A 26,530-nucleotide genomic window follows, 5' to 3' on the forward strand; every position below is an offset into this window, starting at 1 on the left:
CTTTTTTGTGACTATTACTTTTTTAACTATGTTTTTTAGGGCCAATAATACGCTTTATAACGGGAGCTTTTGTTGGCTTTGGTTCTTTATTTAAAACCATGACAGGGCGTGTCACAAATAAATTATTAGGGTAAATTACACGGTGCCCATCAATATGCTCAAGTACTACATTCATTAAGCCCATTTCAACAATGCGCCCTTCAACATGATTTGCACCATCAATAATTCGTACCCAATAGCCAACACGGCAATCGTTTTGAATAAACATTAGTAAAAATGCGGTTAGGTTACTCAGTAATGACCAAGCGGCAAAAAGCGCTACGCCTAACATAGCGAATAAAGAGGAGCCTAAAACCAATAAGCCACGCAGCTCTATACCCCAAAATACTAAAACTAAACACAGCACGACAAAGGCGAGTATAATTTTTAGTAAGAGCTCTGCACGATATTTTCGGTGTAAATCAACTTTCCCCTTAATTGCTTTTTCGAGTAATTTTTTGGTTATTTTTAATAGCAGAGGGAAAACCAAAATAGCGATTATAGTTACAATTAACTTATATTGTGATGCAAACAATTCTAAAACTTCTATTATTTCCACATTAGACCCTGAACTTTTATACCAATTTAATTTAATGCAATTGGTATTAGTTTAACGCGTTTGTATTATTTAAAAAGTATTTTTAACGCTCACTAACCACTGTACTGAGTCTACGTCATCGTAGCTATCAACTGGGGCTGCAATATCAATGTGGATCATGGTTCCTGAATTTGCACGACTCGGTGCTAAACGAAGACCCACGCCTATATTTTTTAATACATGTGCGTTTTCGCCATTATCTTTATCGTTAAACCATGCTCTGCCCACATCTACAAAAGCTGCGCCACCCACTTTAAATAGTTGTAGTAAATCGTACTCCCAGTAATAGCGCTTTTCTAGATTAACTAAAAAGCTGCGGTCGCCATGTTGATAATCCATAGGGTAACCACGCAGGCCTGTTTCGCCGCCTAAAGTAAGTTGTTGATCAGCAGTAAGGTTTTTGGCGTATTGCACCCGGGCTTTAACATACCAAGATTGGTCTTCACTGGTATTTAAATAATATTGTACTTGGCTAGTGGCCATAAAGTTTTCGAGTTTTTTCTGTTCTTTATTCCAATAGCCATCAATATCAGCACTAAAACGCCATAAGGTATTATCGTTAGTAAAGTGGGCTTTTTTAAAGTTAAAAGAATACACCGCGCGGCTGTCGTCATTACTTAATGATTCGTCTGAATAGCCAATTAAGCTTTTAATATTCCAACCTAAGTTTAAATCCTCAGTGCGAGATATACTGTCAAAATTGCGTACTTTTATGTAGTTATCTTCAAACCAATGGCCGCTTATAAAGGGATAACTTAAACTTCTGTTATCGGCAAGTGGTGCAAATGTAGTGTCTATAGCTTCAAAGGTATGCTGCTCGTCGGTATAACCTAAGGTTAAGCGTTGGGTCCAATTATTATTAAGCGCTTTAGAGTGTCCTATAAATGCACGGTTTAAATCAGTAGTTTGATCAAATTCGCTAAACTCTTCGCCGCGTTTATATAGTGACTCTTCGCGCTGCTCAGAATAGCTTAAAATACCGTAACTAAAAGGGGTGTCTATCGCGTAAAATGGATAGGTTAGCTCAAGTAAATGGCGCTTGCCATCGCTGTTATCAGCGTACTCTAAACGGCCGCGGTAGCGAGTAGATAAAATATTAGGATCGTCGTAAACAAATAAATAACCGCTACGATCGCTGTCGGTCGTGCGTGACAAAGAAAGGCGCTTCCCCCAACCAAGCAGGTTTGATTCTCTAAAACCTATACTCGATTTATTTTCTCCGCCGCTACGGCTAAAGTTTACTTCAGGTAAAAGTGTCCACAAATCACGGGTAACCACTTCTACATTAACGTCACCGTCGCAGTTTTCGATTGCACTAATTTGTGCATCATATAAGTAGCTTTCTTTACGAAGTAGGCGCTCAGACTCTGCAAGCTTTTTAGCATCGTACTTGTCACCAGGGGAGAATAATAAAAGGTTATTAATGACATCTGGCTCTGTTTGAATATGAGCGCGGTTAGCAAATCGGAATAGGGCATTATTTTCCTCTTCAAGCTCAGTATTAAATACATTAAGTTGCTTGAGCTTTATTGAGGCTATTTTAGCGTTACTATTACTGTGCGTGAGGGTTGTTTTGTCTTGAACTTCTCGGCGTAAGTTTTTATTTGTGCTTAAATCTGTCTGTTCTACAAGGCAGTTATCAGTTTTCGTTGAAGATTGTTGTGCGAATGCATTAGGCACATAAAAGCTTAAAACCGTTAAGCTAATACAACATTGTGCTATCCATTTCTTGTTCACCATTAAACCTCTTTACTGCTACGTAGCAAATGACTATCGTAATATCAGCTTACATCATTGTTATTATAATGTAAGTAAAAGGTATGGATTTTGAAACTAATTAATTGTTACTCATATTCACTTATGTTAATAACCAACCTGGTTTAGAACCGCCTGTGGGCGGGATATTAAAAGCTAACTTAAATAAAATGCTAAAGCGGCTAATAAGTGCTCAGCTTCATGGCCTTCGGCATTAATCCAAATACTTTGGCTATAATGCTCATAGTTTAAATTAAAGGTCTGCTGATTATAGGTAAAGCGAACTTGATGGCGATCGGCGCCTGCAGAATACTCATTGAGTGTTACATCGTCTGAGTGTAAAAAGAGTGTGCTCCACAGTTCAAAGTCTTCATCGTGTGGAGGCTCGACTGGTGTAATTAAAATGTATTTATGGGCGTGGTCATATTCTATTTGGGTCATAACATTCTTAATTTGTAGCTAGGTAATTGCGAATTGCAGTTAAAAACTCGCCGCCGTATTTATTTAACTTAGTAAAACCCACACCCGACACTTTTAAAAATTCGCTGTCGTTTGTTGGCATAAGCTGCGCCATTTCGGCTAGCGTTTTATCATTAAATACCACATAAGGTGGTACATCATCGGCATCAGCAAGTTCTTTACGTAGTGCGCGCAGGCGAGCAAACAGTTTTTTGTCGTAATTAAATTGCGCTAACTTATCTTGATAAACGTGTTTGGCTTGCAGGCGTGGCTCGGCTAATTGCAGTGCGTACTCACCTTTTAAAATTGCACGCGCGGCTTCGGTTAACCTAAGTGACGCACCTTGCGTTATATCTTGGCTAAGTAAGCCTTGATGAATAAGCTGGCGTAAAATACTAAGCCAAAATTCACTGCTTTTATCTTTACCTATGCCGTAAGTGCTTAGCTCATGATGATTGTTATCGCGTATGCGGCTAGTATTTGCACCACGTAGTAATTCAACAATGTACCCAAGACCAAAGCGCTGGTCAGCTCTATACACACAAGAAAGTGCTTGTTGGGCAACCAATGTACCGTCAAAGCTTTTAGGTGGATTTAAGCAAATATCGCAGTTACCACAAGGTTCGCGCTGATACTCACTAAAATAGTTAAGTAATATTTGACGGCGACACGTTTGTGCTTCGGCAAAGCTTGCCATTGCGTTAAAGCGTTGTTCTTCTACACGGCGGCGTTGCTCGTCGTCTATGTCTTCAAAAAAGCGCCTTACGCGACCTATATCAGCTGGATCAAAATACATTATGGCTTCTGCTGCGAGTCCATCTCGCCCAGCACGCCCCGTTTCTTGATAGTACGACTCGATACTTTTTGGAATATCGTAATGCAGTACAAAACGCACGTTAGGCTTGTTTATACCCATACCAAAGGCAACGGTTGCGACCACTATTTGTATATCGTCACGGGCAAAACCAGTTTGTACAAATTGTCGTTGCTCGTTACTCATACCTGCATGGTAAGCGGCAGCGTTTAGCCCTGCATCTGCAATTTTTTCAGCAATGTCGTCTACGCGTTTACGGCTAGTGCAATAAATAATACCGCTCTGGCTTTTTTGCTCTTTTAAGTAGCGAAGCAGTTGCACCATAGGTTTAAATTTTTCTTCTATGGTGTAGCGAATATTGGGGCGATCAAAGCTGCCAGTATGAATATAAGGCTGTTGTAGTTTTAGTTGCTCAACTATATCAAAACGGGTGGCTTTATCGGCAGTTGCAGTGAGCGCCATCATGGGTACATGTGCAAAACGTTGCTTTAATTCGTTTAAGCGAAAGTAATGAGGCCTAAAATCGTGACCCCAATGCGACACACAATGCGCTTCGTCAATGGCAAATAAGCTTACATTTAAATGCGATAAACGCTCTAAAAATTCGCGTTGTAATACTTTTTCAGGTGCCACATATAAAAGCTTAATTTGCCCCTGATGAAGCTGTTGATACACCAATTGCTGCTCTTCTCGCGCTAAGCTGTTATTTACGTAAGCGGCTTTAACCCCAAGTGCTTGTAGTTGACTTACCTGATCTTGCATTAGCGATATGAGCGGAGATATAACAATAGTGACGCCTTCAAGCACTAAAGCGGGTATTTGATAGCAAACCGATTTTCCGCCGCCAGTAGGGAGCAATACAAGCGAGTCTTGGCCGTTAATAGCAGCATCAATAACTGTTTTTTGGCCGTCGCGAAATTCACTGTAGCCAAACACTTGTTTGAGGACAGTTTCGGGTTTACGCACAAGGGTGCTAGAAGGTGGTGTTGATGTATTCATTGGCGGGTATTTTAGTGGTTTTTTAGTGAGATGTCTTTAGCTGAGTTACTTATACCAATCCGCAATACTACTTAATCAATTTGAGGGGTTAAATCTGACGCTAGCTGCGTTAAAAATTTCTGATATAGAACAACTAAATAACGAGTTTTTGCCTTGTTATAGACACTATTTTCTTACCTCCAGATAGATCACTTAATTAAGCTAATTGGTATTAACCTCAACTCTATTGTAAGTAAATTAAACTCTGGTAGTGTTGAAACCGCTTATTAAGATAGATCTGCTTTCTTAAAGTTAGGTTGCTAAGTAAATGATTTAACTAGAGCCTCGTAGTTTTGCTTAAGTTATGCTTTACTCATCGTACCAGTTTAAACATAGAGAATAATAATGAATAAAGAAATGTTAATTGAACAAGTGGGCGCATTATTTGTAAATGGCATGCCGTTTAACCAGTTTTTACAAATATCGGTTGAGTCGTTGAGCCCTGAACAGGCCAAAATTACGTTTCCGTGGCAGGATGTACTCATTGGTAACCCTGCGCAAAAAATACTGCACGGTGGTGTTATTTCAGCCGTACTTGATAATGTAGGCGGTATGCTCGCTGCAGCAAGCGTGATTGATAAACTCACCGATTTAGATATAGGAAGTGTGCAAACAAAATTAGCCACGCTTGGGACTATCGACTTGCGCACTGATTATTTGCGCCCTGGTAAAGGAGAGAGCTTTACAGCGAGTGCCACACTTATTCGCTCAGGTAATAAAGTATGTGTATGCAGAATGGAATTACATAATGAGCAATCAGTTCAAATTGCTTTTGGGACAGGCACGTATTTAGTTGGATAAAACGTGTATGGGAAGTAAACTAGCGGCCTTTTAAATCACTAAGTGTTTATTATGTCGATTGATACTGAGCAGCGTAAAGGTGCTATTTTTGCTTGTCTTGCTTTTTTTATGTGGGGCCTTGCGCCAATATATTTTAAGTTAATTCAGCATGTTTCTGCCTTTGAAATTTTAATGCATCGGGTTGTTTGGTCGGTTGTATTTTTAGTATTAGTAGTAAGTGTTTTAAAGTATTGGGGTAAAATTAAACGCATTATTGTTCAGCCTAAGCTTTTGCTTATGCTTGTTATTACCTCAACATTACTAGGGTTTAACTGGGGTTTATTTATATGGGCTATAAATAATAACCATATGCTTGATGCGAGTTTGGGCTATTACATAAACCCTCTTTTAAATGTATTACTGGGTATGCTCTTTTTAGGTGAACGCCTGCGTAAGTTTCAAGGTGTAGCAGTGGCACTGGCCTTTACCGGTGTTGTGCTGCAGCTAATTAGTTTTGGCTCGTTTCCGGTAGTGGCATTTTCATTAGCTATATCGTTTGCGCTTTATGGTTTGTTACGTAAAAAACTACCCGTTGAAGCCTTGCCTGGCATTTTACTCGAAGCACTTATATTACTGCCTGTTGCACTCATTTATTGGTGGTTAATGGTGCCTACAACAACATCAAGCCTGCCAGCTAACGATTGGCATACTAATGCATTACTGATTAGTGCAGGTATTGTAACTACATTACCATTGCTGTGTTTTACCGGCGCCGCTAAGCGTTTGCAATACACTACATTAGGCTTTTTTCAGTATATTGGGCCAAGCCTAATGTTTATATTGGCAGTGGTGTTTTACGGTGAAGTGTTTGACGCTGAGAGATTAGTAACGTTTGCATGTATTTGGAGTGCGCTAGCTATTTTTAGTTGGGACTCTTACAATCAATCACGCAAACGTAAAAAAGCGGCTATTACAGCCGCAGAAGTATAATTAACCTAATAGAGCTGTTAGCTAACTACTTTATTACGACCAGATTCTTTAGCGTCGTAAAGCTTTAAATCGGCCTGTTTTAATAATTCATCAATTTGATAAACAGGCCCATCTGCAAAACCAATAGATATAGTAAATTTGATTTTTTCTTTACTAAACTCTTGGCTGTTCGCCTCTATAAAGTACCTAAAACCTTCAAGTCTTTTTAGTGCTTCTTGTTTATCCGCATTTGCAAAGTAAACGGCAAACTCTTCACCACCTAAACGGGCTACTAAATACTTTTTAAAATATTTGCTAAAGCAAATGGAGAGCCCTTTTAATACTTCGTCGCCTACATCATGCCCGTGAGTGTCATTAATTATTTTAAAATGGTCAATATCAAGCATGGCTAGCGCTCCTAAACCTTGCTTATTTTTAATCTTTTTGAGTGATTTGTTTGTTTCTTCAAAAAAGTAACGACGATTAGGTAGATTAGTTAGGTAATCGGTGTTGGCTTGGCGTTTAATTGTGGCTATTTGCTCTAGCATATCGACGTTTTGGCTAAGCCTGCAGTAAAACTCTTCACTATTAAAAGGTTTATGTAAATAATCGTTTGCGCCATTTTTTAAAAATAAACTAGAAAGCCCTAAAGAGTCAGAGCCCGAAATACCAATAATGGCTTTTTCGTCGTTGCTATATAAGCGGCGAATTTCGCTACATAACTCATCACCATTCATGTTTGGCATTTCGTTATCAGTAATGATGACTGAAATGTCGGGTGAATTTTCGAGCATTTTTAATGCTTCTTGTCCGTCTTGTGCTTCAATAATTTGATATTTGTGACGAACTAACAAGCTGCAAATGTATCGTCGAGTCGATTTAGAATCGTCAACAACGAGTACTTTTACATTTTCATTGCGAGGTAAGCGGTGTAATTGTTTTTCTAGGTATTGGTAAGCTTGTTTGTTTTCTTTAATGATGTAATCGATGATTGGGTATTTTTCTACGGTGTCGCGAGTTTTTTTATCAATATTGCCCGTCATTACAATAGTTGGGATATCAGCATTAACAGTGCAGGGTACTGCTTCACCTGATGGGGCATCAGGTAATATAAAGTCAACTACAGCGCAAAAATAGCTATTTTTACTTATAAGCTCTTTTGTTTGTGCTAATGACTCTGCTATATCAACTTCATAGCCTGCTTTAAGCGCGATGTGCTTTTGCACTCGCGCCATTGCAGGTGTATCTTCAACTATTAGTATTTTTCGCGTCACGGAACAACCCTGTTTATATTTTGCAAAAATATTTGCTTATACAAGTTGTAACTGTTAAAACGCAAAAAAGCAAATAACTTAAGTACTTACAGATTATCCGCTTCTGAATAATACTCTTGGCTAATCGGTGCCGGCCCTGACATTTTTGAGCGGCCAAATAAAGTATGAAACTTAGTTTTACAGGTCGTTAGCTTTAAGTATTTTACCCAAGCACGTTCGATTGGGTTAGTAGGTTCTTGTGAGCCAGTTACTACTGCTACAAACTGTTCTTGATGTTCGTTTTGCGGCTCAATTGTTTTACTGTATAAGCCTCTTAAAACAACACCGTGTTGTTCTAATATACTGGCTTCTAATAAGGTGAAGTTTCCGCTGCGGCTAAAACCACGTGGAAAATTCTGATCATCATAAAATTGACGTTGGCTAACAAATGCTTGGCGTAGTAATGAAATGTTATTGCTCATAGCTTTATCCTCATACCCTATTAATTAGCTGGAGTATGATGCAAGTTTGGCAATTTATTAAACAAATTATTTTTATCGTGAGGATAAAAAATTGGATATCGATTTATTAAAAACATTTGTTGAAGTAGTGCGTACGCGTCACTTTGGTAAAGCGGCCGAAAACCTTTATATTACGCAGTCTGCAGTGAGCTTTAGAATTCGCCAATTAGAGCAAGGGCTTGGTGTTAATTTGTTTATTCGCCAGCGTAATAATATTCAACTTACAGCACCTGGCGAGCGCTTATTACCGCACGCACAAATGATTATTACGGGCATGCAGCGCGCCAAAGTCGATGTTGCACTTGCCGACAATATGCATAAGCAAATTAGCTTAGCAGGAACGCCTAATATTTGGGATGCTTTTTTACAGTTTGGTATAACAAATATTGTATCGGCGATGCCGGGCGTGTCGTTGGTTGCAGAAGTTAAAGCACAACAAGAGAGCACTCGACTTTTATTAGAGCGTACTCTCGATTTGGCAATATTGTTTGATCCACCAAAAGTAGATGAATTAGTGGTAGAGCGAATTTGTGAGTTGCCAATCATTCCAGTAAGCGGATACGACACCGCAACTAACGAAAACTTTTTTGATAATCAATATGTGTATGTGGATTGGGGAACTACTTTTTCTCTTTGGCATGCGCGTCAGTTTACAGGAAAAACGCCACCTTACTTTAGAACCAGCACGGGACGTATTGCACTTGATTTAATACTGCAATGTGGTGGTAGTGCATTTATACCTCAAGTATTGGTTGAAGGGCATTTAGAAAAAGGTGAGTTGTTTCATGTTAAAGGGGTAGAAAACACCTCAAGAGACGTATTTATAGCGTATCACAGAGACAACGAGCAAAAAGAGCTAATAGAAACCTTAGTTAATTTACTTTCGCAAATGACGCCAAGCTTGTCATTAAAGCAAGATAAGTAAGTACGACCATTTACTAGGCTTTCATGTTATTTTGATTTCACATTTAATGCATTTTTATTAACAAAAAAAGACATTAATATTTCTGTTGTAATATTACTGTCATTTAGGAATGACAAAATGCAGCAGTTTTGAAAATTAGTCTTTTGTGATTATCCAAGGAAATAACATGAAATTTGTAAAATCGAGCTTATGCTTAGCACTATTAAGTGGTTTATCTTTTAATGCACTTGCCGACGTAGACATTTACGGTAAAGCGAATGTAACAGTGCAATCATCTGATGATGGCGAAGGGTCTTTTACCGAGATAAAAAGTAATGCATCTCGTCTTGGTGTTAAAGGTTCTGAAAAAATAAATGATAGTTTAGAAGCGGTATATAAGTTTGAGTTTCAAGTTGATGTGTCTGATGCTGATTCAAAAGGCGATAACGACGACAATATTTCTGCGCGTAACCAATATGTTGGTTTAAAAGGTGCGTTTGGTCAGGTTGTAATTGGTCGTAACGATACTGCGCTTAAGCAATCTCAAGGTAAGTTAGATTTATTTAACGACCTTGAAGGCGACATTAAAAATGTATTTAAAGGTGAAAACCGCTTAGGAAATACAGTTAGTTATTCATCAAACTCATACGAAGGCTTTAAAGTACTTGCTACTTTTGTAGCTGAAGATGATGTAGACGCTGATAACGGTTATTCAATGGCGGTGACATACGGTGACGTGGCACTTAAAAAGAGCGCAGTATATGCCTCTATCGCAGCCGATAGTGAAGTAAATGGCTACGACGTAGTGCGTGCATCAATCCAAGGTAAAATCGAAAACTTTAAATTGGGCGCAATGTACCAAACACAAGAAGCAGTAGATGGCAGCGCAGAAGCGGATGGTTACTTGCTAAATGCTGCTTACAGCATGGGTAACAACACATTTAAAGTGCAATACCAAGATATGGACTTTGACGACAGCGACGATAAGTCAGCAATTTCAGTTGGTCTTGATCACAAATTAAATAAAAATATTAAAGTATTTGGTTTTTATTCAAGCTTCGATATGGACAACAACGTTGACCAAGACTACGTAGGCTTAGGTATGGAATACAAGTTTTAACGATTAGTTAAAACACTCCCTTTTTAACCGCGCTCTTTTGGGTGCGGTTTTTTTTTGCTTTAAATTATTTACTTAGCCGCCCATAATAGAGCTTCATTTGGAATGAGGTGCGAGTCCTCGACTGTTCCCGCAACTGTAAGCAGCTGAGCTGTAAGTCAGATACAAATGGTATAATACCAATTTTATTAAAAACATGATCTTTCTAGCGAATTAAATAACTTACTAACTTCGTTAAAAATTATTCATATAGAACAACTATATGTCATAATTTCCGCCTTGTTATTAAGCTATTTATTTGTCGCTATAATAAATCACTAATTTAATGCAATTGGTATGAATTCTTTTAACGAGCGGGTTTACTCATTTTTTCTTGTAGTGCATTAGTATTTTTATCGCATTTTTAGTGAGTTTAACCTAGGGTCTGTTGAACTTTGCGGATTAAAATTTGTTCAAACTAGGGGCTATTTAATCGCGGCGCGAGGTTTGTAACCTAGTGGGCTAAGTAAAAACTGAGCAACAAAGAGTAAATAGCCCCTAGGAAGAACCCTTTGGGCAGCGCCTGTTTGGCATTAATGCTACGTTATCGCCCATTTATGGGGAATAACCACACTACATAGGCTCTGCCTTGCCTAAATACCAAACAGACTGTTGCAAATTTAACCTTGAAAGATCAACAGACCCTAGCCTAGGACTGACTATTGCACACTCAAACGCCATTAAATAAACCATTACTAAACGTTAAAAACGTATCGTGGGATATTGGCAATAAAACGATCCTCAAAGAAATAAACCTTAAAATAACCACAGGTAAATTTGTTGGTTTAATTGGACCTAATGGCGCAGGTAAATCGAGCTTATTGCGTTGTTTATATCGTTTTAATAAACCTAGTGATGGCGTTGTAGAGTTTAACAACACCGACATTTGGCAGCTAAAAAGCGATGAGTACGCAAAAAAAGTAGCGGTTGTTTTGCAAGAAACCCCGTCGCAATTTAACTTAAGCGTATTTGACGTTATTGCGCTTGGCCTAACGCCTCATAAATCGTTATTTAGCTCAATAACTAACATTGATAAACAAAAAATCATTCAAGCAATCAACACCGTAGGGTTGGTAGATCATAGTGAGCAAAGCTTTGAGTCGCTCTCAGGCGGTGAAAAGCAACGTGCCTTGATAGCCCGCGCCATAGTCCAGCAACCTCAACTGTTAATAATGGACGAGCCAACTAGCCATTTAGATGTTAAATACCAAATACAGGTAATGGAGCTTGCTAAATCGTTGGGTGTAACGGTGTTTGCATCGTTTCATGATTTAAACTTAGCCTCGGCAATGTGCGATGAACTAGTGGTTATTAAAAACGGTGAAATTACACATACAGGTACGCCAAGTGAGGTATTAACCGAAAACATGTTAGGCGACGTTTTTGGTGTCTGCGCCCAAGTAAATAACCACCCGCAAATATCGAAGTCGGGAAATAGCATCCCTCATATCACTTACTTTTATGGTTACAAATAATATGAGCGCAGTTAATACTCGCCAATCACTTGCGCTATTTATAAGTGCTGCAGCTGCTTTATTTAGCTTATTTGCAGCACTTAGTTTTGGCGCAGCAGAGACCTCACTTCAAGACGTACTTAATAGTTTTTTGCTCTCAAATGATGCGTCTTTTAATACGCGTATTATTTTTGAACTAAGAATGCCACGCACATTACTCGCCTTTTTAGCTGGCTCTGGTTTAGCAATTGCGGGGCTTATTTTACAAACGGTAACGCGTAACCCTTTAGCCGATCCTTACTTATTTGGTATATCGTCGGGTGCCTCATTTGGTGTGGTGTTACTTATGGCATTAGCAGGTATTAGCGCAGGCTTTATGCTATCTGCAGCAGCATTATTAGGTAGCTTACTCGCTATGAGTTTATTAATACTTATTGCAGGTAGGCAGCAAAGTGCACAGGTAGAATCAATGCTATTAGCTGGCGTCGCTCTGTCGTTTTTATTTAGTGCGTTTACCAGTTTGTTGCTTTATTGGAGCGATCCTCAGGCGGTAGCCGCTATCTTATTTTGGACACTGGGCAGCTTTGCTCGTGCGCAGTGGGCTACGCTTTGGTTACCTTTATTGGTAATCACATTGTGTACGTTTGTAATGCTAAGCTATAGAAGGCAGCTCAATGCGATGTTACTTGGCGATGAAAGCGCAATTACATTAGGTGTTAGGGTCCAGCGCTTTAGAATACTTATGCTAGTTTTGAGCTCATTAATTACCGCTGTGCTGGTGGCTATGTGTGGTGGTATTGGGTTTGTAGGATTAATGGTACCGCACATTGTGCGCTTTTTTATCTCCCAAGGCACCATCGCGGGATTGCTAGTAACCAGCTTAGTGGGCGGTACATTTATGGTGTGGGTTGATGTACTTTCGCGCTCCTTGCTAAAAAACCAAGAGTTACCTGTAGGTGTTATAACCGCTGCTATTGGTAGCGTGTTCTTTTTAAGTTTATTGTTTTTTAGAAAGCGAAGGGTGTAATTCCATGAAAACCTTAATGGTGCAAGGCACTACATCAGATGCTGGTAAAAGTACCCTAGTTGCAGCCCTTTGCAGGGTATTTGCTAAGCGAGGGGTAAAGGTTGCGCCTTTTAAACCACAAAATATGGCACTTAATAGCGCAGTAACAAAAGATGGCGGCGAAATTGGTCGTGCGCAAGCTTTGCAAGCAATAGCAGCTAAAGTAGAGCCCGAAATAGACTTTAATCCTATTTTACTTAAGCCTAATAGCGATACGGGCGCACAAGTGATTATTCACGGAAAAGCCATTAGCAATATGGAAGCGGGCAAATATCACGACTATAAAAAAGTGGCGATGGATGCAGTAATTACCTCACATAACCGCTTAGCTAAACGTTTTGATTTACTCCTTGTTGAAGGGGCGGGTAGTCCTGCTGAAATAAACCTGCGTGAAAACGATATTGCCAATATGGGTTACGCCGAAGAGGTAGATTGCCCTGTCATTATTATTGCCGACATAGATAAAGGCGGTGTGTTTGCACATTTGGTAGGTACGCTTGCGTTGTTAAGCGAGTCAGAACAGGCGCGCGTAAAAGGCTTTGTTATAAACCGCTTTAGAGGCGATATAGGTTTGCTGCAAGGCGGGCTTGATTGGCTTGAAGAATATACAAACAAACCCGTACTTGGCGTATTACCTTATTTGCACGATCTTGCTCTTGATGCTGAAGACGCTGTCGCAATTGATAATAACGTAACCAACGCCACAATTAATATTGCAGTGTTGCTTGTTCCACACATTAGTAACCACACCGATTTTGATGCACTGCGTTTGCACCCAAACATTAATATAAATTATGTGCGCCATACCCAAACGATCCCAGAAGTTGATCTGATAATTGTCCCAGGCAGTAAAAATGTGCTGGGTGATTTAAGTTTTTTGAAAAATGAAGGCTGGGACACTCAAATTAAGCGCCACTTACGCTATGGTGGCAAAGTACTTGGTATTTGTGGCGGCATGCAAATGCTGGGCAATACAATCAATGATCCCGATGGTATTGAGTCATCATTAAAACAAGTAAATGGGCTTGCTCTGTGCGATTTTGAAACCACGCTAACAGCGCAAAAAGTATTAACTAAAATAACCGCTACACTGCTTTTAAATAACCAACAAACACCCTGTAGTGGTTACGAAATACATGCAGGAATTAGCCAAGGTGCAGCGCTTGATAAGCCATTTTTAACCTTTGATGAAAACCACCCAAATGGTTTTACGTTTGATGGCTTTATTAGCGATGATAACGCCATTGCGGGCACCTATTTACATGGTTTATTTGATGAAGCCGATGCTACATCGCAAATTTTAAAATGGGTAAAACCAAGCGCCTCAATTAATCCAATTAGTATTGCCACTCATCGCGAGCAGCAGTTAGAACGATTAGCAACCATGTGCGAAACGCATTTAAATATACAGCAAATTATCTCGATTTATGAAGGGCACAATAATGACTGAACAAAACAACGATAAGCACAAGCAGCGCCAACAAAAAGTAAAAGAACAAGTGGATGCGCGCGTTGCTGCGGCACAAGATGTAAAAGGTATTTTTCAGGTAATTACCGGTAACGGTAAAGGTAAATCAACTTCGGGTTTTGGCGTTGTAGCACGCTGCGTAGGGCATGGTAAAAAAGCAGCCGTTTGCCAATATATTAAAGGTACTTGGGAGTGTGGCGAGCGTAATTTATTACAAGGTGCAGGCGTTGAGTTTGTTGTAATGAACACCGGTTTTACCTGGGATACGCAAAACAAAGAAGCCGATACTGCAGCCGCGCAGGCAACATGGCAAGAGTCAAAACGCATGCTTGCTGATAGCAGTATTGATTTAGTATTACTTGATGAGCTTACGTATATGGTGACTTACGGCTACGTAGATTTAGATGAAGTAGTAACAGCGCTTAATAACCGCCCGCCAATGCAGTCAGTTATTATTACAGGGCGTGCAGCGCATCGTACTTTAACAGACCTTGCCGACACAGTAAGCGAAGTGCGTAATGTAAAACACGCATTCGACTCAGGCATAAAAGCGCTCGAAGGGTTTGATTACTAATGTTTAAAGCGTTTTTTATTGGGCTGCTGCTTTTTAGTGTATCGGGCGGTGCACTTGCAGAGCAGGTTAATGATTCTAAAAAACTGCGAATAATCGCGCTTGCACCACATATAGTCGAAAACCTATTTGCCATAGGGGCGGGCGATAATATTGTGGGCACGGTTGATTACGCCGACTACCCAAGTGAAGCCCAAAGTATTGAGCGCATAGGGGGTTATTACGGTATCTCGCTTGAGAAAGTATTAGCGCTTAAACCCGACTTAGTTATTGCGTGGAAAAGCGGAAATCAAAGCGAAGATTTAGCACAAATAGAGCGTTTAGGTATAAAAGTGTATTTGAGTAACCCCGTCACAATCGCTGGTGTAGCCGACGAGTTACTTACTTTTGGTGAATTTACAGGGAATATTGAGCAAAGCCAGCAAGCGGCAAATGCATTTACACAAAAACTAAACGCGATTATTAAAAGCCAGCAAGATAAAAAAGATATTACTGGGTTTTATCAGTTATGGGCTGAGCCCATGATGACAGTAAGTAAAAATACGTGGATAAGCCAACTGATTGAAACATGCCATGTAAGCAATGTATTTGCACAGAGCGTTACAGATTACCCGCAAATTAGTATCGAAAATGTCATTGTTACTAAGCCACAAGTTATTATTATCCCTGATGAAAAATCAAAAACACCACAGCCGGTTGTTAATTGGCAAAAGTGGCCAGAAGTACCCGCTGTTAAAAATGATCAATTTATTAGCGTAAATGCCGATTTATTACATCGTTTTACTCCGCGCATGCTAGATGGACTCGCGGATATGTGTGATAAAATAGACGCATCACGTAAACAGATTAAGAGTACACAATGAGCAATTGGGCTACATTTTTAGAAAGTGAATTACAACAACCTTACATGCAGCAAACGTTAGAGTATGTGGCTAACCGCCGCAATGAAGGTGTTGCTGTTTATCCGCCTGAACCTCAAGTATTTAGTGCTTTTGATGCCACAGCGCTCAATAACATCCGTGTTGTAATTTTAGGACAAGACCCATACCACGGAGAAAGGCAAGCGCATGGCTTGTGTTTTTCGGTATTGCCTGATGTAAAAAAGTTGCCACCGTCGCTTAAAAATATGTACAAAGAGTTAGCTGTCGATATCAGCGGATTTATTATTCCTGAGCATGGTTACCTGCAAAGCTGGGCAGATCAGGGCGTGTTTTTACTCAATACAGTATTGACCGTTGAGCAAGGGCAAGCGCATTCACATAAGCATTTAGGATGGGAGCAATTTACCGATAATGTAATTGCCCATATTAATAAGCACTGCGAAGGTGTGGTATTTATTTTATGGGGTGCACATGCGCAAAAAAAAGGTAAAGGCATAGATAGCGCTCGCCATCATGTTTTAAAAGGGCCGCACCCATCGCCGCTTTCGGCGCATAGAGGCTTTTTTGGCTGTCAGCATTTTTCAAAAACGAATGAGCTATTACAAGCCCAAGATGAAAAACCGATTAACTGGCAGGTGTAAATAACCTGGGCTCTGAATAATAAATTTATCTCATGCAGCTATTTTCAGCGCATTAAAAAAGGCTTCCATATATCGGAAGCCTTTTTGTTTAGTTGGGGCGTATTGAATTAAAAATCGAGCTCTTCAATTGCAATACTGTCTGTAAAGTAGTCTAGTTCTTGTAGTTCTTTACGTAGGCGCTGTTTGTCTTTTATTGCTTCTATTTCACGCCATTTTCTTTTTTTATTTTTCTGAGAGGTTTTCCTTGTTGTATCTGGTCCTTCTAATATCTCTAATATATCGTTTAGGCTATCCATGAACTTCTCCTATTGATTTTATTGACCTCAAGAATACCTATACCACAGGCCTAGTTAAAATAGAATAAAAAAGTGACAGTTATGTTACATAAGTGTGATTAATTGATGAAGGTTTATACGAAGATTATATGAAGTCGATATGAAGTCGATATGAAGATTATATAGAGGGGTAGCGTATTTTAGGCATAAAAAAACGCCGCTATTGCGACGTTTTTAAAACACGATTATAGCAAATTACATTGCTTTAAAGCGCGCCTCTAGTTGTTCTTGTGCATCAGCAAAAGAGCGAATACCTTCAGCTAGTTTTTCAGTAGCCATAGCATCTTGGTTATGTAACCAACGGAACTGTGCTTCTGTTAATGGCTCTGGTTTTGGCTCTTGTGGAACATCGCTTTCAAGCAAATATTCTTGTGCGCCTTCAAGGTTACCTAAATCTTCTAAAAGATTAGGGCTAATAGTTAGCTTGTCACAACCTGTAAGTGCAATAATTTCGCCTGTATTACGGAAACTTGCACCCATCACAACTGTTTTGTAGTCATGGCGTTTGTAAAATTCAAAAATGCTGCGTACAGACTGAACACCTGGATCTTGTAGCGGATCGGTTGGTTTTTCCATACCGTTAGCAACGTGCCAATCTAAAATACGGCCAACAAATGGCGAAATTAGAAATACGTTTGCATCGGCACACGCGCGAGCTTGGGCATCGCTAAATAATAAAGTAAGGTTACATTTAGTCCCTTCTTTTTCTAGTTGCTCAGCGGCTTTAATACCTTCCCATGTAGACGCTACTTTAATTAAAATTTTGTCTTTGCTTACACCTTCTTTTTCGTAAAGGCTAAGTAGGGTATGTGCTTTATCAATCGTAGCTTGCGTATTAAACGAAAGGCGTGCATCTACTTCAGTAGAAATATAACCAGGTACAATAGCGCTAATTTCTTTACCTAGTAATACGGCAAAGTAATCACATGCTAGTTCAAGTTGTTTAGCAGGCTCTTGCTCGGTTTCTTTTGCGTAGCTCCAAGCTTTATTTAGGTAAGGCTTATATGCTTCAATCTCGCTCGCTTTTAATAAAAGCGACGGGTTTGTAGTTGCATCTTCTGGTTGATGCTTTTTAATAGCTTCAATATCACCAGTGTCGGCTACGATAGATGAATGTTGTTTTAGCCTTTGTAGAGCTGAAGTCATTTGCTTTCCTCATTCCAAGCAAGTTAAAAGAAAAATCTAATCACTCTTAATATATCTAATCCATACTGCAACAGTGTGACAATGCTTGATAGGTCTTATGTCCTGATCAATAAAAAAACGGCAATGCATGGGTTATTAAGAGAGGATTTATTTAAACAAAACGTGCTTTTCGTTTCATTTAATGTTGAAATTGACACTAAATAAATTACAAGTCAATAGCTAACTATGATCACTGTTATTTCACCTGCAAAAAATCTTGATTACGAAACGCCACCCGCAACAGACAAGTTCACTCAGCCTGAATTACTAGAGCACAGCGAAGAGCTCATGAAAGTATGCCGTGAACTAACACCAGCGCAAATTGGCAGTTTAATGAAAATTAGCGACAAGCTATCTGGGCTTAACGCAGCACGCTTTAGTGAGTGGGCGCAGCCGTTTACACAAAGCAATGCTAAACAAGCCGCACTTGCCTTTAATGGTGATGTATATGGCGGTTTAGATGCAAGTACGCTTAAAGCTAGCGAGCTTGATTACGCACAAAACCACTTACGTATACTTTCGGGTTTATACGGCTTATTAAAACCACTTGATTTAATGCAAGCTTACCGTCTTGAAATGGGCACCAAGCTTGAAAACTCACGTGGCAAAAACTTATACGAGTTTTGGGGCAGCGTAATAGCGAATAAACTAAACGACGTATTAAAAGCGCAAGACGCACAATATTTAGTTAACCTTGCTTCAAACGAATACTTTAAAGCGGTAGATAAAAAAGCGCTTAATGCACAAATTATTACCCCTCACTTTAAAGATTGTAAAAACGGTCAATATAAAGTAATCAGCTTTTATGCTAAAAAAGCACGCGGCATGATGGCGCGCTATATTATCGAAAATAAAGTAACGCAGTTAAGCCAACTTAAAGAGTTTACGGTAGCAGGTTATTACTTTAGCCCAGAGGCAACAGTTAAAGAGCTTGAGCCGGTATTTATGCGCGACGAACAAAATTAGGTTTATAAGCTTAAATAAAAAATTTAAAAGCCATGCATTGCATGGCTTTTTTGATGTTGGCGTTATATTTGCAATCTCATCTAATATTAATGAGAACACTAATTAAATAGGTGCAAATAAAATGATCAGCATTCCGTCAATTGACGAAGCCGAAAAACTAATAGAAGAAAAGCTCGGAGGCTGGTTTGATATTGTTATCAGCCATATCCCTAATTTTATAGTTGCGATACTGATCGCAATTGTGTTTTCAATATTGGCACGCTTTGCTGGCAAGCTGATGAAAAACGTATTACGCCGCTCACTCGACTCAAAACAAATTGCCGACTTAATGGCGTCAATTTTTAAAGTTATTGTGTTGTGCATAGGTTTATTTATAGCGCTCGATTTTGTTGGCTTAAAAGGCACCGTTACTTCGCTACTTGCTGGTGCGGGTATTGTGGGTTTAGCCATTGGTTTTGCGTTTCAAGACATGACCGAAAATCTAATTGCTGGTATAGCAATGGGTGTACGTAAGCCATTTAAAACAGGTGATGTAATAGAAACCGATGATGTGTTTGGTTCGATACATTCTATAAACCTACGTAACACGCTAATAGAGAGCTTTTACGGGCAACTAATACTTGTACCAAACAAAGTCTTATTTAGAAATGTACTAAAAAATTACACCACGCTAGGTATAAGACGTATAGAAGTACCTGTAGGTATTTCGTACGGCGATGACATAGAAAAAGCAAAAGACGTTATAGTCGAAAAAATTAACGAATTTGACTTTGTAATACGCAAAGACGAAACCGCCGTATACGCTGAAGGCTTTGGTGACAGCAGCATTAACTTACTGGTATGGTTTTGGATTAAATACCCAGGCGAGCCTGACTTTATGACGGTACGCCATAAAGGTGTTGTTGCCGTTAAGCAAGCACTAGACGAGGCGGACATTAGCATTCCATTCCCAATTCGTACGCTCGACTTTGGCATTAAAGGGGGCGAAAAACTCGATGCCATGATTAGCGATAAAATAAGCCAGCAATCATCAAATAAAGACAGTGGTGAGGGGACTGACTCTAACCAAAGTGAGTAATTTAGTTAAAACTCATTAGGCAAAAGCATTGGGAAATAGTTACTTACCAACAGCGCATTTTTACAGAGTAAAAATGCGCTTTTTAATTAGTTCAAGTCACTTTTCTTTATTCATTAATTATTTTCTCCAGCAGATTTTGTAACGTATTTTTTATAAGGTAAGTTTCCCTTTTATCTATTTATTATGCAATTATTGGTTATACAAGGTGTATTTTTTTAGATATTAGGGCTACAAACAAATGAAGTTAAAGATTAAATGGTTTACAAAAATAATTTTATTTTCAAGCCTAGTTATTAGCTTTATTTCAGTAGGTAACGAATATAATGCTAAATATGATGTGAGTTATAAATTAAATATAGATAACAATACCGCTGAAATGCTTTTTCTCGATAAAAACAAAAACCTTACCTCTACATTAATCTTACCAAATAAAGCGGCATATATTGAAAAAGAGAAGTTACGAGAGTTTTGTAGCTCAGATGATGTTTTATGCCCTAGAAAAAGTTATGAAAGTAACGTTATTACTTGGTCACCTGATAATGAATATTTAGCTGTGTTTGTGGGTAATACAAAAGGGTTTTGGTTTATCCCCAGTAAAGAGATAACAAAAGCCGCATTCAATAAAAATAATGTAGTTAAAGTCGGCTTACATACTCAAAACGATAAAATAAATATTGCTCTATTTCATGGCGCGGCAGGATGGGTTGATAATCATCATTACGTTTTTTCAGCGGGTTTAAGTGGTGACAATTTTGTTTATAAGTTTAACCCAAAAACAAAGGAACTTAAGGGTTTTCCTTTTGAGCTAAATGAAGATTCTACGGTAAGCAGTTTTAAAGAAGTTTTTGTTGAAAGTTTTAATTCACAAAAAAGTAGTTTTAAATTAAGTGATGTTATTCAACAACTAGATAAATTGAAATAACTACAAAAAATAAACATAAAAAAGCGCAGCTTGTGTTGGAGTAACAAGCCGCGCTTATGAATTAGTTATACAAATAAGTTTATGTAGTGCGTATTAAATAACACTAATTTTATTACGAATGATTTTAACCCCATCCATATTTTCTAAAAACTTTTGAGCCAGTGCGCGCTGAAAACCAGTTTGTGCTTCACCGTATAAATCTACTTCCCCATTTTTTACCTGCACACGAATATCACTTAACGCTAGGTTAGGATTAGTTCGTAGGGTGTTGGTGATAGCTTGTTGTAAGTTAGGTTGAGTGGCTACACTGCTTACTACGGCCATGTTGGTTGCTGCACTTGCTTTTGTAGCGCAAGCTAATAAAAATAAACAACAAAATGATACTAAAGCGATAGTTAACTTGAAGCGGTTCATAACTCAATCCTTACATTACGGTGAATAGTGCAGCCACAATATGGAAATTCCATCGGCTAGGTTATCTTTGTAGTTACAATTTCGGTGCCAATATTAACGCTATGAAATATAAGGGAATTTTATTAATTGGGAATTCAGGTGGGCAAAAATTACATTTAAATGAGTATGAGTTACATGCTTGGGTTACATATGTAACGGGTACAAACACCAGAGCCTGTAAGGCTTGCATTAAAAAGCCGGCAAAAGCCGGCTTAGTATAAAAATGTTTTAGGTTACTTCTTCTTTTTAACCTTAGCCTTTTTCTTGGCTTTCATTTTTACTGGATCTTTACGCTTTTTAGCTGGTGGCTTAGCTTCTTTATGCTGTGGCTCAACACCTCTAATTACACGGCGTTTTAATTTTTGTTCAACGTAGCGCTCTACTTTATATAAAATACCAATATCGTGTGCTTCAACTAGCGATATTGCTATCCCTTTTTTACCAGCACGGCCAGTACGACCAATACGGTGTACATATACGTCGGCAGTACGCGGCATATCAAAGTTAATAACGTGGCTGATGTCAGATACATCAATACCACGTGCAGCTACGTCGGTAGCAACTAATATGCTTGTTTTGCCACTATGGAAGTTTTCCATGGCTTTCATACGTTTGTCTTGTGGCATTTCGCCGCGTAACCACGCCGCTTTTACATCATTAGTTGTAAGTTCGCCAATCAATGTTTCTAAGCGTTCGCGAGTTTTAACAAACACAATCGCTTTAGTTACGTCAGGGTTTTTTAGCGTATTAACTAATAATTCAAGTTTGTGATGATAATCGTCGGCTAAATGTACCCATTGGTGAATTTTTGCTTTTTCTTTACGTGACGATTCGGCTTCTAATAGAGCTGGGTCGTTTAATGTTTTTTCAGCAAACCTTTCTACGCTGTCACCTTCAAGTGTTGCTGAGAATAAAAAACATTGGCGACGATTTTTAGCTTCGTCACAAATACGGCTCATTTCTTTTTTGAAACCCATATCTAACATGCGATCTGCTTCATCAATAATAAGCATTTCTACGTGTTCAGCATGAAAGTTTTCGGTTTCTAGGTATTCCATTAATCGACCTGGTGTGGCGATTAAAATATCGTTATTTTTTTCAAAAATTTCTTTATGCGTGCCGTAGTTAATACCGCCTGTTACTACACCAATTTTTAGGTGTGTGCGTTTAGCTAGCAGTTCACATTGTTCATGAATTTGATAAGCCAGCTCACGAGTTGGGGTCATAACGAGTACGCGCGCAAAACCAGGGTCACGACGTGGGAAATCCAGTAAGTACTGAATAGCCGGAATTAAAAATGCCGCTGTTTTACCTGTACCAGTAGGCGCAGATGCTAAAATATCGCGCCCCTGTAGTGCTTCAGGAATAGCTTGTTGTTGAATGCTGGTTGGCGTCTCGTAGCCCATTTTATTAATGGCATCGAGTAGCTTGTTATCAAGATCAAATTCAGAAAATTGCATAGAGTGTCTAAAATAAGGGACAATTACCCTGATTATACGCGCTATGCTGCGCTTGGTGAATGAAAAGGTGAAAAAATGTCTGGTTTTGTATTTAAACAATTTAAAGTTGAACACGACCACTGTGCAATGAAAGTTTCTACCGATGGCATTTTGCTTGGCGCATGGGCTAATTTAAGCGGTGCAAAGTCATTACTTGATATAGGCACCGGCACTGGCTTGTTAGCACTAATGTGTAAGCAGCGCAGTAATGAGCTTGATATAACTGCGGTAGAAATTGACGAAAGCGCCTATACCCAAGCATTACAAAATGTAGCTAATAGTCCGTGGCCAACTATAAGTATTACGCACCAAACTATTCAAAGCTTTAGTAGTGAAGTTAAATTTGACGTGGTTATCTCTAATCCACCGTATTTTAATCACAGTTTAAAAGGCGATAATGTTGCGCGTAATAACGCACGTCATACCGACGGCCTAAGTTTTGAAGAGTTAATTAATGCGTTTAAACATTTAAGCCATAGTGGTTCCCGCTTTAGCTTAATACTCCCAAGCGTTGAAGGCGCATTATTTATTGAGCTTGCTATTCAAAATGGGCTTTATTTAAATACTCATTGCCAAGTAAAAGCCACGCCCAACAAAGATATTAGCCGCAGTTTAATGACATTTAGCTACGTAAAAAGCGATATAGAATCATCAACCCTGTGTATTAGAAACTTAGATAATACCTACACTGCTGATTATATAGCCCTGTGCAAAGCATTTTATTTGAAAATGTGAAGCAATTGTAAAATAGGAACGAATAACGCAAACTGACTAAAACCATTGTTGAGAACAGATATGGATAGTCAGTTACCAAAATCTTTTATAATTATACTTGCCGTATTACAGGCTATTGCTCTTACCCTTTTGTATAGCAGTATAGAAAATAATGTGTGGCCAGCAACAAGCCCTACATGGTTAGTCTCACTTATTACATTTTCTATGAGCTTTCCTTTATTAATGCTAATGACCGTTAATAAAAATAATATAAAAACGTCGTTGCTTTTAATCCTTCCTTTTTCCTTGTTGTTATCTTTATTGGGGGCGTATGTTGGCTTTCAGCAAGAGCCTCAAGAGTACGTAAGTAATAACACTTTAATGTCAGTTTTTATTTTTACTAGTTTAATAGCTGGCTTTAAAGGCCTTATGTACATACAACAATTTGGTAGCTCAGAAAATGTTAGTTACAGTCGTTTATTTAAGCTCTCTTGGCGTAATTTTATAATATTTGGAGAATGCTGGCTGTTTGTACTTATTTTTTGGGGAATTCTAAATTTAGGTGCGGCTTTATTTGATATTTTAGATATAGAATTTTTCTCTGAGCTACTAAGAAATGAATGGTTTTGGATCCCAACCTTAACGCTCGCATTTGCCTTTGCGAGTGTCATATTTAGAAAGCTTTTGAACATTGAAGATAATATCGCTTTTTTACTACAAACTTTAATTAAGTTTTTATTGCCTGTTTTATCAGTTATTTCTCTCGGTTTTTTAGCAACACTTCCTTTTACCGGACTCAATAAATTATGGGAGACCGGAAGTGGCAGTTTATTAGTAATGTGGCTGCAGGTGCTCACGTTGTTTTTTGTTAACACTGTTTATAAAGATGACTCATCAGTTCGCCCTTATCACATGCTCTTGCACCGACTCGTTTTTATAAGCGTTGCGTTACTTCCCGTTTATAGTGTTATTTCTGCCTATGGAATTTACTTACGGGTAGAGCAGCATGGGCTAACAGTAGATCGTTGTTGGGGCATTTTGATTTGGTTTTTATTGGCGTGTTTTTCGTTTAGTTATCTTGTTGGAATTATAACAAAGCGAGACAATTGGCTAGAGCCGCTTAGCAAAATAAATATTGTGATGGGGTGGGTGGTGCTCGTTAGTATGCTTGCTGTTAACTCCCCTTTATTAAATTTTCAAAGCTTATCTACAAACAGCCAAATAGCGCGTTTAGATGCAGATAAAGTAACAATAGAAAAGTTTGACTATTACTATTTTGAGCACAGCTTAGGTCGCCAAGGTTATTTAGCTATGCAGTTATTAAAACAGAAAATTGAAACGAGTCACCCAGAGCAATACGCTATCATCGATAGGATGTATGTAAATAATGAGTTTGCTTTAACGCTTGAACACACAGTCGATGATTTTATTGAGCGCAGTGTATTTTGGCCATCACAAGCGCTAATACCTCAAGGTTTAATAGAGGCAGTATTTTCTGAACAACATTTTTACGATCGTAACTCTTTAAAAGAACATACTTACTATTTCATTGGCATGGATTTAAACAAAGATGATGAACTCGATTTTATAGTGATTGACGAAAGTAATGAAAATATATCCGCATATTTCTGGTTATTCGACATGGGTAAGTGGCGCTCAAGGTATATGAATGTCGAAAATCCTGAAGAGATTAGATACCTTAAAAGCATGATTGATAATAACGAATTATCTTTAGTTGAGCCTGAATATTCAAATCTAAAAATAGGGGATGTTGTTTTTAAAGTGAGGTAATACGTAACTTTTTTTTATGCTACTGCCCCTTAAACCTAAACTAATGATTATTAGTTTAGGTTTTTTGCTTTTAGTTTTTTATTTTATGTACAGCGCTTTAATAGTGTGTTTATAAATCACCTGATATGATTTAACCATTGGCCACTTAATTTAAAAGGCAACACAATGAAAAAGTTAAATAAATTAGCATTACTTAGCACGTTAGCAGCCACCATTTTTGCAAGCCAAGGTGTGTTTGCTGCTATTACGCCTGTAGGGCTTTGGAAAACGATTGATGAGGATACAAACCAAGCTAAGTCGTATGTACGTATTACCCAAACCAACGGTGTATTAAGCGGCAAAGTTGAAACCATTCTTAACCCTTCAAAACAAAATGATATATGCAGTAAGTGTGATGATGAGTTAAAAGATCAGCCTATTTTAGGAATGACTATAATCACGGGTGTAAAAGCACAAGATGATGGTGTTTGGGGAGACGGTGAAATACTCGATCCAACAAATGGTAAAACCTACACTTTACAACTAACCCCGCAAGATGAAGGTAAAAAGCTCGAGGTACGCGGCTACATTGGCTTTTTTTACCGAAACCAATATTGGCTAAAAGTAGAGTAAGTTTTACTACTTATTTAATTACTAAACGTTAAATAATTAAGTATTAACTGAAATCATTTTTGCGCTTTGCCTTTCTTACTCACTAAGCCAGCTATATTTAATTGGCATTCAATTTTGAGTAAATAATAAAGGAAAAAAGATGATTAAGTACATAGTTGCTTTAATAATGCTTAGCGCACTGTTAATAAGCGGTGGGGCAAATGCAAAGGATGATGCTGTAAATACGGGTTGGTTTAATAACACGGCTATTAAAGGGTACGACAGCGTTGCTTATTTTACGCAAAATAAAGCCGTTAAAGGCAGCGACAAATACACGTTTAGTTATTTAGGTGCCAACTGGCACTTTTCGAGTGAAGAAAACAAAACGACATTTGCAGAAAACCCAAAACGTTATGCACCGCAATACGGTGGTTGGTGTGCTTATGCAATGGCTGATGAAGGTAACGCTGTAGGTATAGACCCAGAAGCATTTTATATTCACGAAGGTAAGCTTTACTTAAACTATAGCGAAAGCGTGCAGCAAAAATGGTTAAGTAATTTACTACCGTACATTGTTATGGCAGATGGGTACTACCCACAAACAACCAATGTGATGACGTTTCAATAAA

The 26,530-nt window shown here is 38.6% G+C and carries 27 protein-coding genes and 1 riboswitch; of the genes, 17 read left to right on the plus strand and 10 right to left on the minus strand.

The window, feature by feature from the left end; translation table 11 throughout:
* Window positions 1-22: 22 nt before the first annotated feature.
* The 4 genes from P20429_RS08945 to recQ form a co-directional block, all read right to left on the minus strand.
* Window positions 23-598, minus strand: coding sequence for a mechanosensitive ion channel domain-containing protein (locus P20429_RS08945; RefSeq protein ID WP_007583721.1), 576 nt, complete (start codon window positions 596-598; stop codon window positions 23-25).
* 69 nt (window positions 599-667) lie between these two features.
* Complete coding sequence (locus tag P20429_RS08940; protein WP_007583723.1) at window positions 668-2,377, minus strand: ShlB/FhaC/HecB family hemolysin secretion/activation protein; 1,710 nt, start codon at window positions 2,375-2,377, stop codon at window positions 668-670.
* A gap of 171 nt (window positions 2,378-2,548) precedes the next feature.
* Window positions 2,549-2,833: a DUF3630 family protein gene (locus tag P20429_RS08935; protein WP_007583724.1), complete on the minus strand. Its 285-nt coding sequence runs from the start codon at window positions 2,831-2,833 to the stop codon at window positions 2,549-2,551.
* Window positions 2,834-2,840: 7 nt separating this feature from the next.
* On the minus strand, window positions 2,841-4,664 hold the full coding sequence (gene recQ / locus P20429_RS08930) for a DNA helicase RecQ (protein ID WP_010553279.1): 1,824 nt from the start codon (window positions 4,662-4,664) through the stop codon (window positions 2,841-2,843).
* A gap of 384 nt (window positions 4,665-5,048) precedes the next feature.
* On the opposite strand from recQ, the gene P20429_RS08925 reads away from it, so the two are divergent.
* Window positions 5,049-5,504 carry a thioesterase family protein gene (locus P20429_RS08925; RefSeq protein ID WP_007583728.1) on the plus strand — a complete coding sequence of 152 codons (456 nt, stop codon included), beginning with the start codon at window positions 5,049-5,051 and terminating at the stop codon, window positions 5,502-5,504.
* Between the two features lie 51 nt (window positions 5,505-5,555).
* Complete coding sequence (gene rarD, locus P20429_RS08920; protein WP_007583730.1) at window positions 5,556-6,473, plus strand: EamA family transporter RarD; 918 nt, start codon at window positions 5,556-5,558, stop codon at window positions 6,471-6,473.
* Window positions 6,474-6,490: 17 nt separating this feature from the next.
* Here the strand turns inward: rarD and P20429_RS08915 are convergent, their stop codons facing one another.
* Both P20429_RS08915 and P20429_RS08910 read right to left on the minus strand, forming a co-directional pair.
* The gene (locus P20429_RS08915) at window positions 6,491-7,726 is read right to left on the minus strand and encodes a response regulator (RefSeq protein WP_007583732.1); all 1,236 of its coding nucleotides are present in this window, start codon (window positions 7,724-7,726) and stop codon (window positions 6,491-6,493) included.
* Between the two features lie 86 nt (window positions 7,727-7,812).
* Complete coding sequence (locus P20429_RS08910) at window positions 7,813-8,187, minus strand: DUF413 domain-containing protein (protein ID WP_007583734.1); 375 nt, start codon at window positions 8,185-8,187, stop codon at window positions 7,813-7,815.
* 91 nt (window positions 8,188-8,278) lie between these two features.
* Here P20429_RS08910 and P20429_RS08905 point away from each other — a divergent pair, with 91 nt between their 5' ends.
* From P20429_RS08905 to ung, 8 genes are all read left to right on the plus strand, one after another.
* On the plus strand, window positions 8,279-9,151 hold the full coding sequence (locus P20429_RS08905; protein ID WP_007583736.1) for a LysR family transcriptional regulator: 873 nt from the start codon (window positions 8,279-8,281) through the stop codon (window positions 9,149-9,151).
* A gap of 166 nt (window positions 9,152-9,317) precedes the next feature.
* Window positions 9,318-10,250 (plus strand): porin, encoded by a 933-nt coding sequence (locus tag P20429_RS08900; protein WP_007583738.1) that lies wholly within the window; start codon window positions 9,318-9,320, stop codon window positions 10,248-10,250.
* A gap of 53 nt (window positions 10,251-10,303) precedes the next feature.
* Window positions 10,304-10,436, plus strand: a riboswitch (cobalamin riboswitch).
* A gap of 512 nt (window positions 10,437-10,948) precedes the next feature.
* Entirely contained in the window at window positions 10,949-11,761 is an 813-nt protein-coding gene (locus P20429_RS08895; protein ID WP_007583740.1) for an ABC transporter ATP-binding protein, read from the plus strand.
* Between the two features lies 1 nt (window position 11,762).
* Window positions 11,763-12,767 carry an iron ABC transporter permease gene (locus P20429_RS08890; RefSeq protein WP_007583742.1) on the plus strand — a complete coding sequence of 335 codons (1,005 nt, stop codon included), beginning with the start codon at window positions 11,763-11,765 and terminating at the stop codon, window positions 12,765-12,767.
* Between the two features lie 4 nt (window positions 12,768-12,771).
* Window positions 12,772-14,256 carry a cobyric acid synthase gene (locus P20429_RS08885; RefSeq protein WP_007583743.1) on the plus strand — a complete coding sequence of 495 codons (1,485 nt, stop codon included), beginning with the start codon at window positions 12,772-12,774 and terminating at the stop codon, window positions 14,254-14,256.
* The gene (cobO, locus tag P20429_RS08880) at window positions 14,249-14,848 is read left to right on the plus strand and encodes a cob(I)yrinic acid a,c-diamide adenosyltransferase (RefSeq protein WP_007376484.1); all 600 of its coding nucleotides are present in this window, start codon (window positions 14,249-14,251) and stop codon (window positions 14,846-14,848) included. The genes P20429_RS08885 and cobO overlap by 8 nt, the downstream gene beginning before the upstream one ends.
* The gene (locus P20429_RS08875) at window positions 14,848-15,708 is read left to right on the plus strand and encodes a cobalamin-binding protein (RefSeq protein ID WP_007583744.1); all 861 of its coding nucleotides are present in this window, start codon (window positions 14,848-14,850) and stop codon (window positions 15,706-15,708) included. Before cobO ends, P20429_RS08875 begins: the two co-directional genes overlap by 1 nt.
* Window positions 15,705-16,367 (plus strand): uracil-DNA glycosylase, encoded by a 663-nt coding sequence (gene ung / locus P20429_RS08870; RefSeq protein ID WP_007583745.1) that lies wholly within the window; start codon window positions 15,705-15,707, stop codon window positions 16,365-16,367. Before P20429_RS08875 ends, ung begins: the two co-directional genes overlap by 4 nt.
* 107 nt (window positions 16,368-16,474) lie before the next feature.
* Here the strand turns inward: ung and P20429_RS08865 are convergent, their stop codons facing one another.
* Window positions 16,475-16,663, minus strand: a complete 189-nt coding sequence (locus P20429_RS08865) for a DUF3545 family protein (RefSeq protein WP_007583746.1) — start codon at window positions 16,661-16,663, stop codon at window positions 16,475-16,477.
* 234 nt (window positions 16,664-16,897) lie between these two features.
* Window positions 16,898-17,848, minus strand: coding sequence for a transaldolase (gene tal, locus P20429_RS08860; protein ID WP_007583747.1), 951 nt, complete (start codon window positions 17,846-17,848; stop codon window positions 16,898-16,900).
* Between the two features lie 225 nt (window positions 17,849-18,073).
* Here tal and yaaA point away from each other — a divergent pair, with 225 nt between their 5' ends.
* The 3 genes from yaaA to P20429_RS08845 all read left to right on the plus strand — a co-directional run bounded on the left by yaaA (window position 18,074) and on the right by P20429_RS08845 (window position 20,853).
* Window positions 18,074-18,853: a peroxide stress protein YaaA gene (gene yaaA, locus P20429_RS08855; protein ID WP_007583748.1), complete on the plus strand. Its 780-nt coding sequence runs from the start codon at window positions 18,074-18,076 to the stop codon at window positions 18,851-18,853.
* A 121-nt stretch (window positions 18,854-18,974) separates the two neighbouring features.
* Window positions 18,975-19,931: a mechanosensitive ion channel family protein gene (locus tag P20429_RS08850; protein WP_007583749.1), complete on the plus strand. Its 957-nt coding sequence runs from the start codon at window positions 18,975-18,977 to the stop codon at window positions 19,929-19,931.
* 238 nt (window positions 19,932-20,169) lie between these two features.
* Window positions 20,170-20,853 (plus strand): hypothetical protein, encoded by a 684-nt coding sequence (locus P20429_RS08845; RefSeq protein ID WP_007583750.1) that lies wholly within the window; start codon window positions 20,170-20,172, stop codon window positions 20,851-20,853.
* A gap of 93 nt (window positions 20,854-20,946) precedes the next feature.
* On the opposite strand, the gene P20429_RS19550 is transcribed toward P20429_RS08845, so the two are convergent.
* Window positions 20,947-21,267: a BON domain-containing protein gene (locus P20429_RS19550; RefSeq protein WP_033026825.1), complete on the minus strand. Its 321-nt coding sequence runs from the start codon at window positions 21,265-21,267 to the stop codon at window positions 20,947-20,949.
* Between the two features lie 272 nt (window positions 21,268-21,539).
* Window positions 21,540-22,766: an ATP-dependent RNA helicase SrmB gene (gene srmB, locus P20429_RS08840; protein ID WP_007376476.1), complete on the minus strand. Its 1,227-nt coding sequence runs from the start codon at window positions 22,764-22,766 to the stop codon at window positions 21,540-21,542.
* A gap of 75 nt (window positions 22,767-22,841) precedes the next feature.
* On the opposite strand from srmB, the gene P20429_RS08835 reads away from it, so the two are divergent.
* The 4 genes from P20429_RS08835 (at window position 22,842) to P20429_RS08820 (ending at window position 26,529) form a co-directional block, all read left to right on the plus strand.
* Window positions 22,842-23,540 carry a tRNA1(Val) (adenine(37)-N6)-methyltransferase gene (locus P20429_RS08835; protein WP_007583757.1) on the plus strand — a complete coding sequence of 233 codons (699 nt, stop codon included), beginning with the start codon at window positions 22,842-22,844 and terminating at the stop codon, window positions 23,538-23,540.
* A gap of 60 nt (window positions 23,541-23,600) precedes the next feature.
* Window positions 23,601-25,310, plus strand: coding sequence for a DUF4153 domain-containing protein (locus P20429_RS08830; RefSeq protein WP_007583759.1), 1,710 nt, complete (start codon window positions 23,601-23,603; stop codon window positions 25,308-25,310).
* A gap of 165 nt (window positions 25,311-25,475) precedes the next feature.
* Entirely contained in the window at window positions 25,476-25,922 is a 447-nt protein-coding gene (locus tag P20429_RS08825; protein WP_007583761.1) for a DUF2147 domain-containing protein, read from the plus strand.
* Between the two features lie 139 nt (window positions 25,923-26,061).
* On the plus strand, window positions 26,062-26,529 hold the full coding sequence (locus tag P20429_RS08820; RefSeq protein ID WP_007583762.1) for a YHS domain-containing (seleno)protein: 468 nt from the start codon (window positions 26,062-26,064) through the stop codon (window positions 26,527-26,529).
* Window position 26,530 lies beyond the last annotated feature (1 nt).

This window comes from Pseudoalteromonas sp. BSi20429, assembly GCF_000238895.1.
In the GTDB taxonomy this organism is placed as follows: domain Bacteria; phylum Pseudomonadota; class Gammaproteobacteria; order Enterobacterales; family Alteromonadaceae; genus Pseudoalteromonas; species Pseudoalteromonas arctica.

Coding starts and splice junctions, on each gene's coding strand:
- P20429_RS08940 (WP_007583723.1), bottom strand. CDS start 2,377: ATGGTGAACAAGAAATGGATAGCACAATGTTGTATTAGCTTAACGGTT.
- P20429_RS08935 (WP_007583724.1), bottom strand. CDS start 2,833: ATGACCCAAATAGAATATGACCACGCCCATAAATACATTTTAATTACA.
- recQ (WP_010553279.1), bottom strand. CDS start 4,664: ATGAATACATCAACACCACCTTCTAGCACCCTTGTGCGTAAACCCGAA.
- P20429_RS08925 (WP_007583728.1), top strand. CDS start 5,049: ATGAATAAAGAAATGTTAATTGAACAAGTGGGCGCATTATTTGTAAAT.
- rarD (WP_007583730.1), top strand. CDS start 5,556: ATGTCGATTGATACTGAGCAGCGTAAAGGTGCTATTTTTGCTTGTCTT.
- P20429_RS08910 (WP_007583734.1), bottom strand. CDS start 8,187: ATGAGCAATAACATTTCATTACTACGCCAAGCATTTGTTAGCCAACGT.
- P20429_RS08900 (WP_007583738.1), top strand. CDS start 9,318: ATGAAATTTGTAAAATCGAGCTTATGCTTAGCACTATTAAGTGGTTTA.
- P20429_RS08890 (WP_007583742.1), top strand. CDS start 11,763: ATGAGCGCAGTTAATACTCGCCAATCACTTGCGCTATTTATAAGTGCT.
- P20429_RS08885 (WP_007583743.1), top strand. CDS start 12,772: ATGAAAACCTTAATGGTGCAAGGCACTACATCAGATGCTGGTAAAAGT.
- cobO (WP_007376484.1), top strand. CDS start 14,249: ATGACTGAACAAAACAACGATAAGCACAAGCAGCGCCAACAAAAAGTA.
- P20429_RS08875 (WP_007583744.1), top strand. CDS start 14,848: ATGTTTAAAGCGTTTTTTATTGGGCTGCTGCTTTTTAGTGTATCGGGC.
- ung (WP_007583745.1), top strand. CDS start 15,705: ATGAGCAATTGGGCTACATTTTTAGAAAGTGAATTACAACAACCTTAC.
- P20429_RS08865 (WP_007583746.1), bottom strand. CDS start 16,663: ATGGATAGCCTAAACGATATATTAGAGATATTAGAAGGACCAGATACA.
- tal (WP_007583747.1), bottom strand. CDS start 17,848: ATGACTTCAGCTCTACAAAGGCTAAAACAACATTCATCTATCGTAGCC.
- yaaA (WP_007583748.1), top strand. CDS start 18,074: ATGATCACTGTTATTTCACCTGCAAAAAATCTTGATTACGAAACGCCA.
- P20429_RS08850 (WP_007583749.1), top strand. CDS start 18,975: ATGATCAGCATTCCGTCAATTGACGAAGCCGAAAAACTAATAGAAGAA.
- P20429_RS08845 (WP_007583750.1), top strand. CDS start 20,170: ATGAAGTTAAAGATTAAATGGTTTACAAAAATAATTTTATTTTCAAGC.
- P20429_RS19550 (WP_033026825.1), bottom strand. CDS start 21,267: ATGAACCGCTTCAAGTTAACTATCGCTTTAGTATCATTTTGTTGTTTA.
- srmB (WP_007376476.1), bottom strand. CDS start 22,766: ATGCAATTTTCTGAATTTGATCTTGATAACAAGCTACTCGATGCCATT.
- P20429_RS08835 (WP_007583757.1), top strand. CDS start 22,842: ATGTCTGGTTTTGTATTTAAACAATTTAAAGTTGAACACGACCACTGT.
- P20429_RS08830 (WP_007583759.1), top strand. CDS start 23,601: ATGGATAGTCAGTTACCAAAATCTTTTATAATTATACTTGCCGTATTA.
- P20429_RS08825 (WP_007583761.1), top strand. CDS start 25,476: ATGAAAAAGTTAAATAAATTAGCATTACTTAGCACGTTAGCAGCCACC.
- P20429_RS08820 (WP_007583762.1), top strand. CDS start 26,062: ATGATTAAGTACATAGTTGCTTTAATAATGCTTAGCGCACTGTTAATA.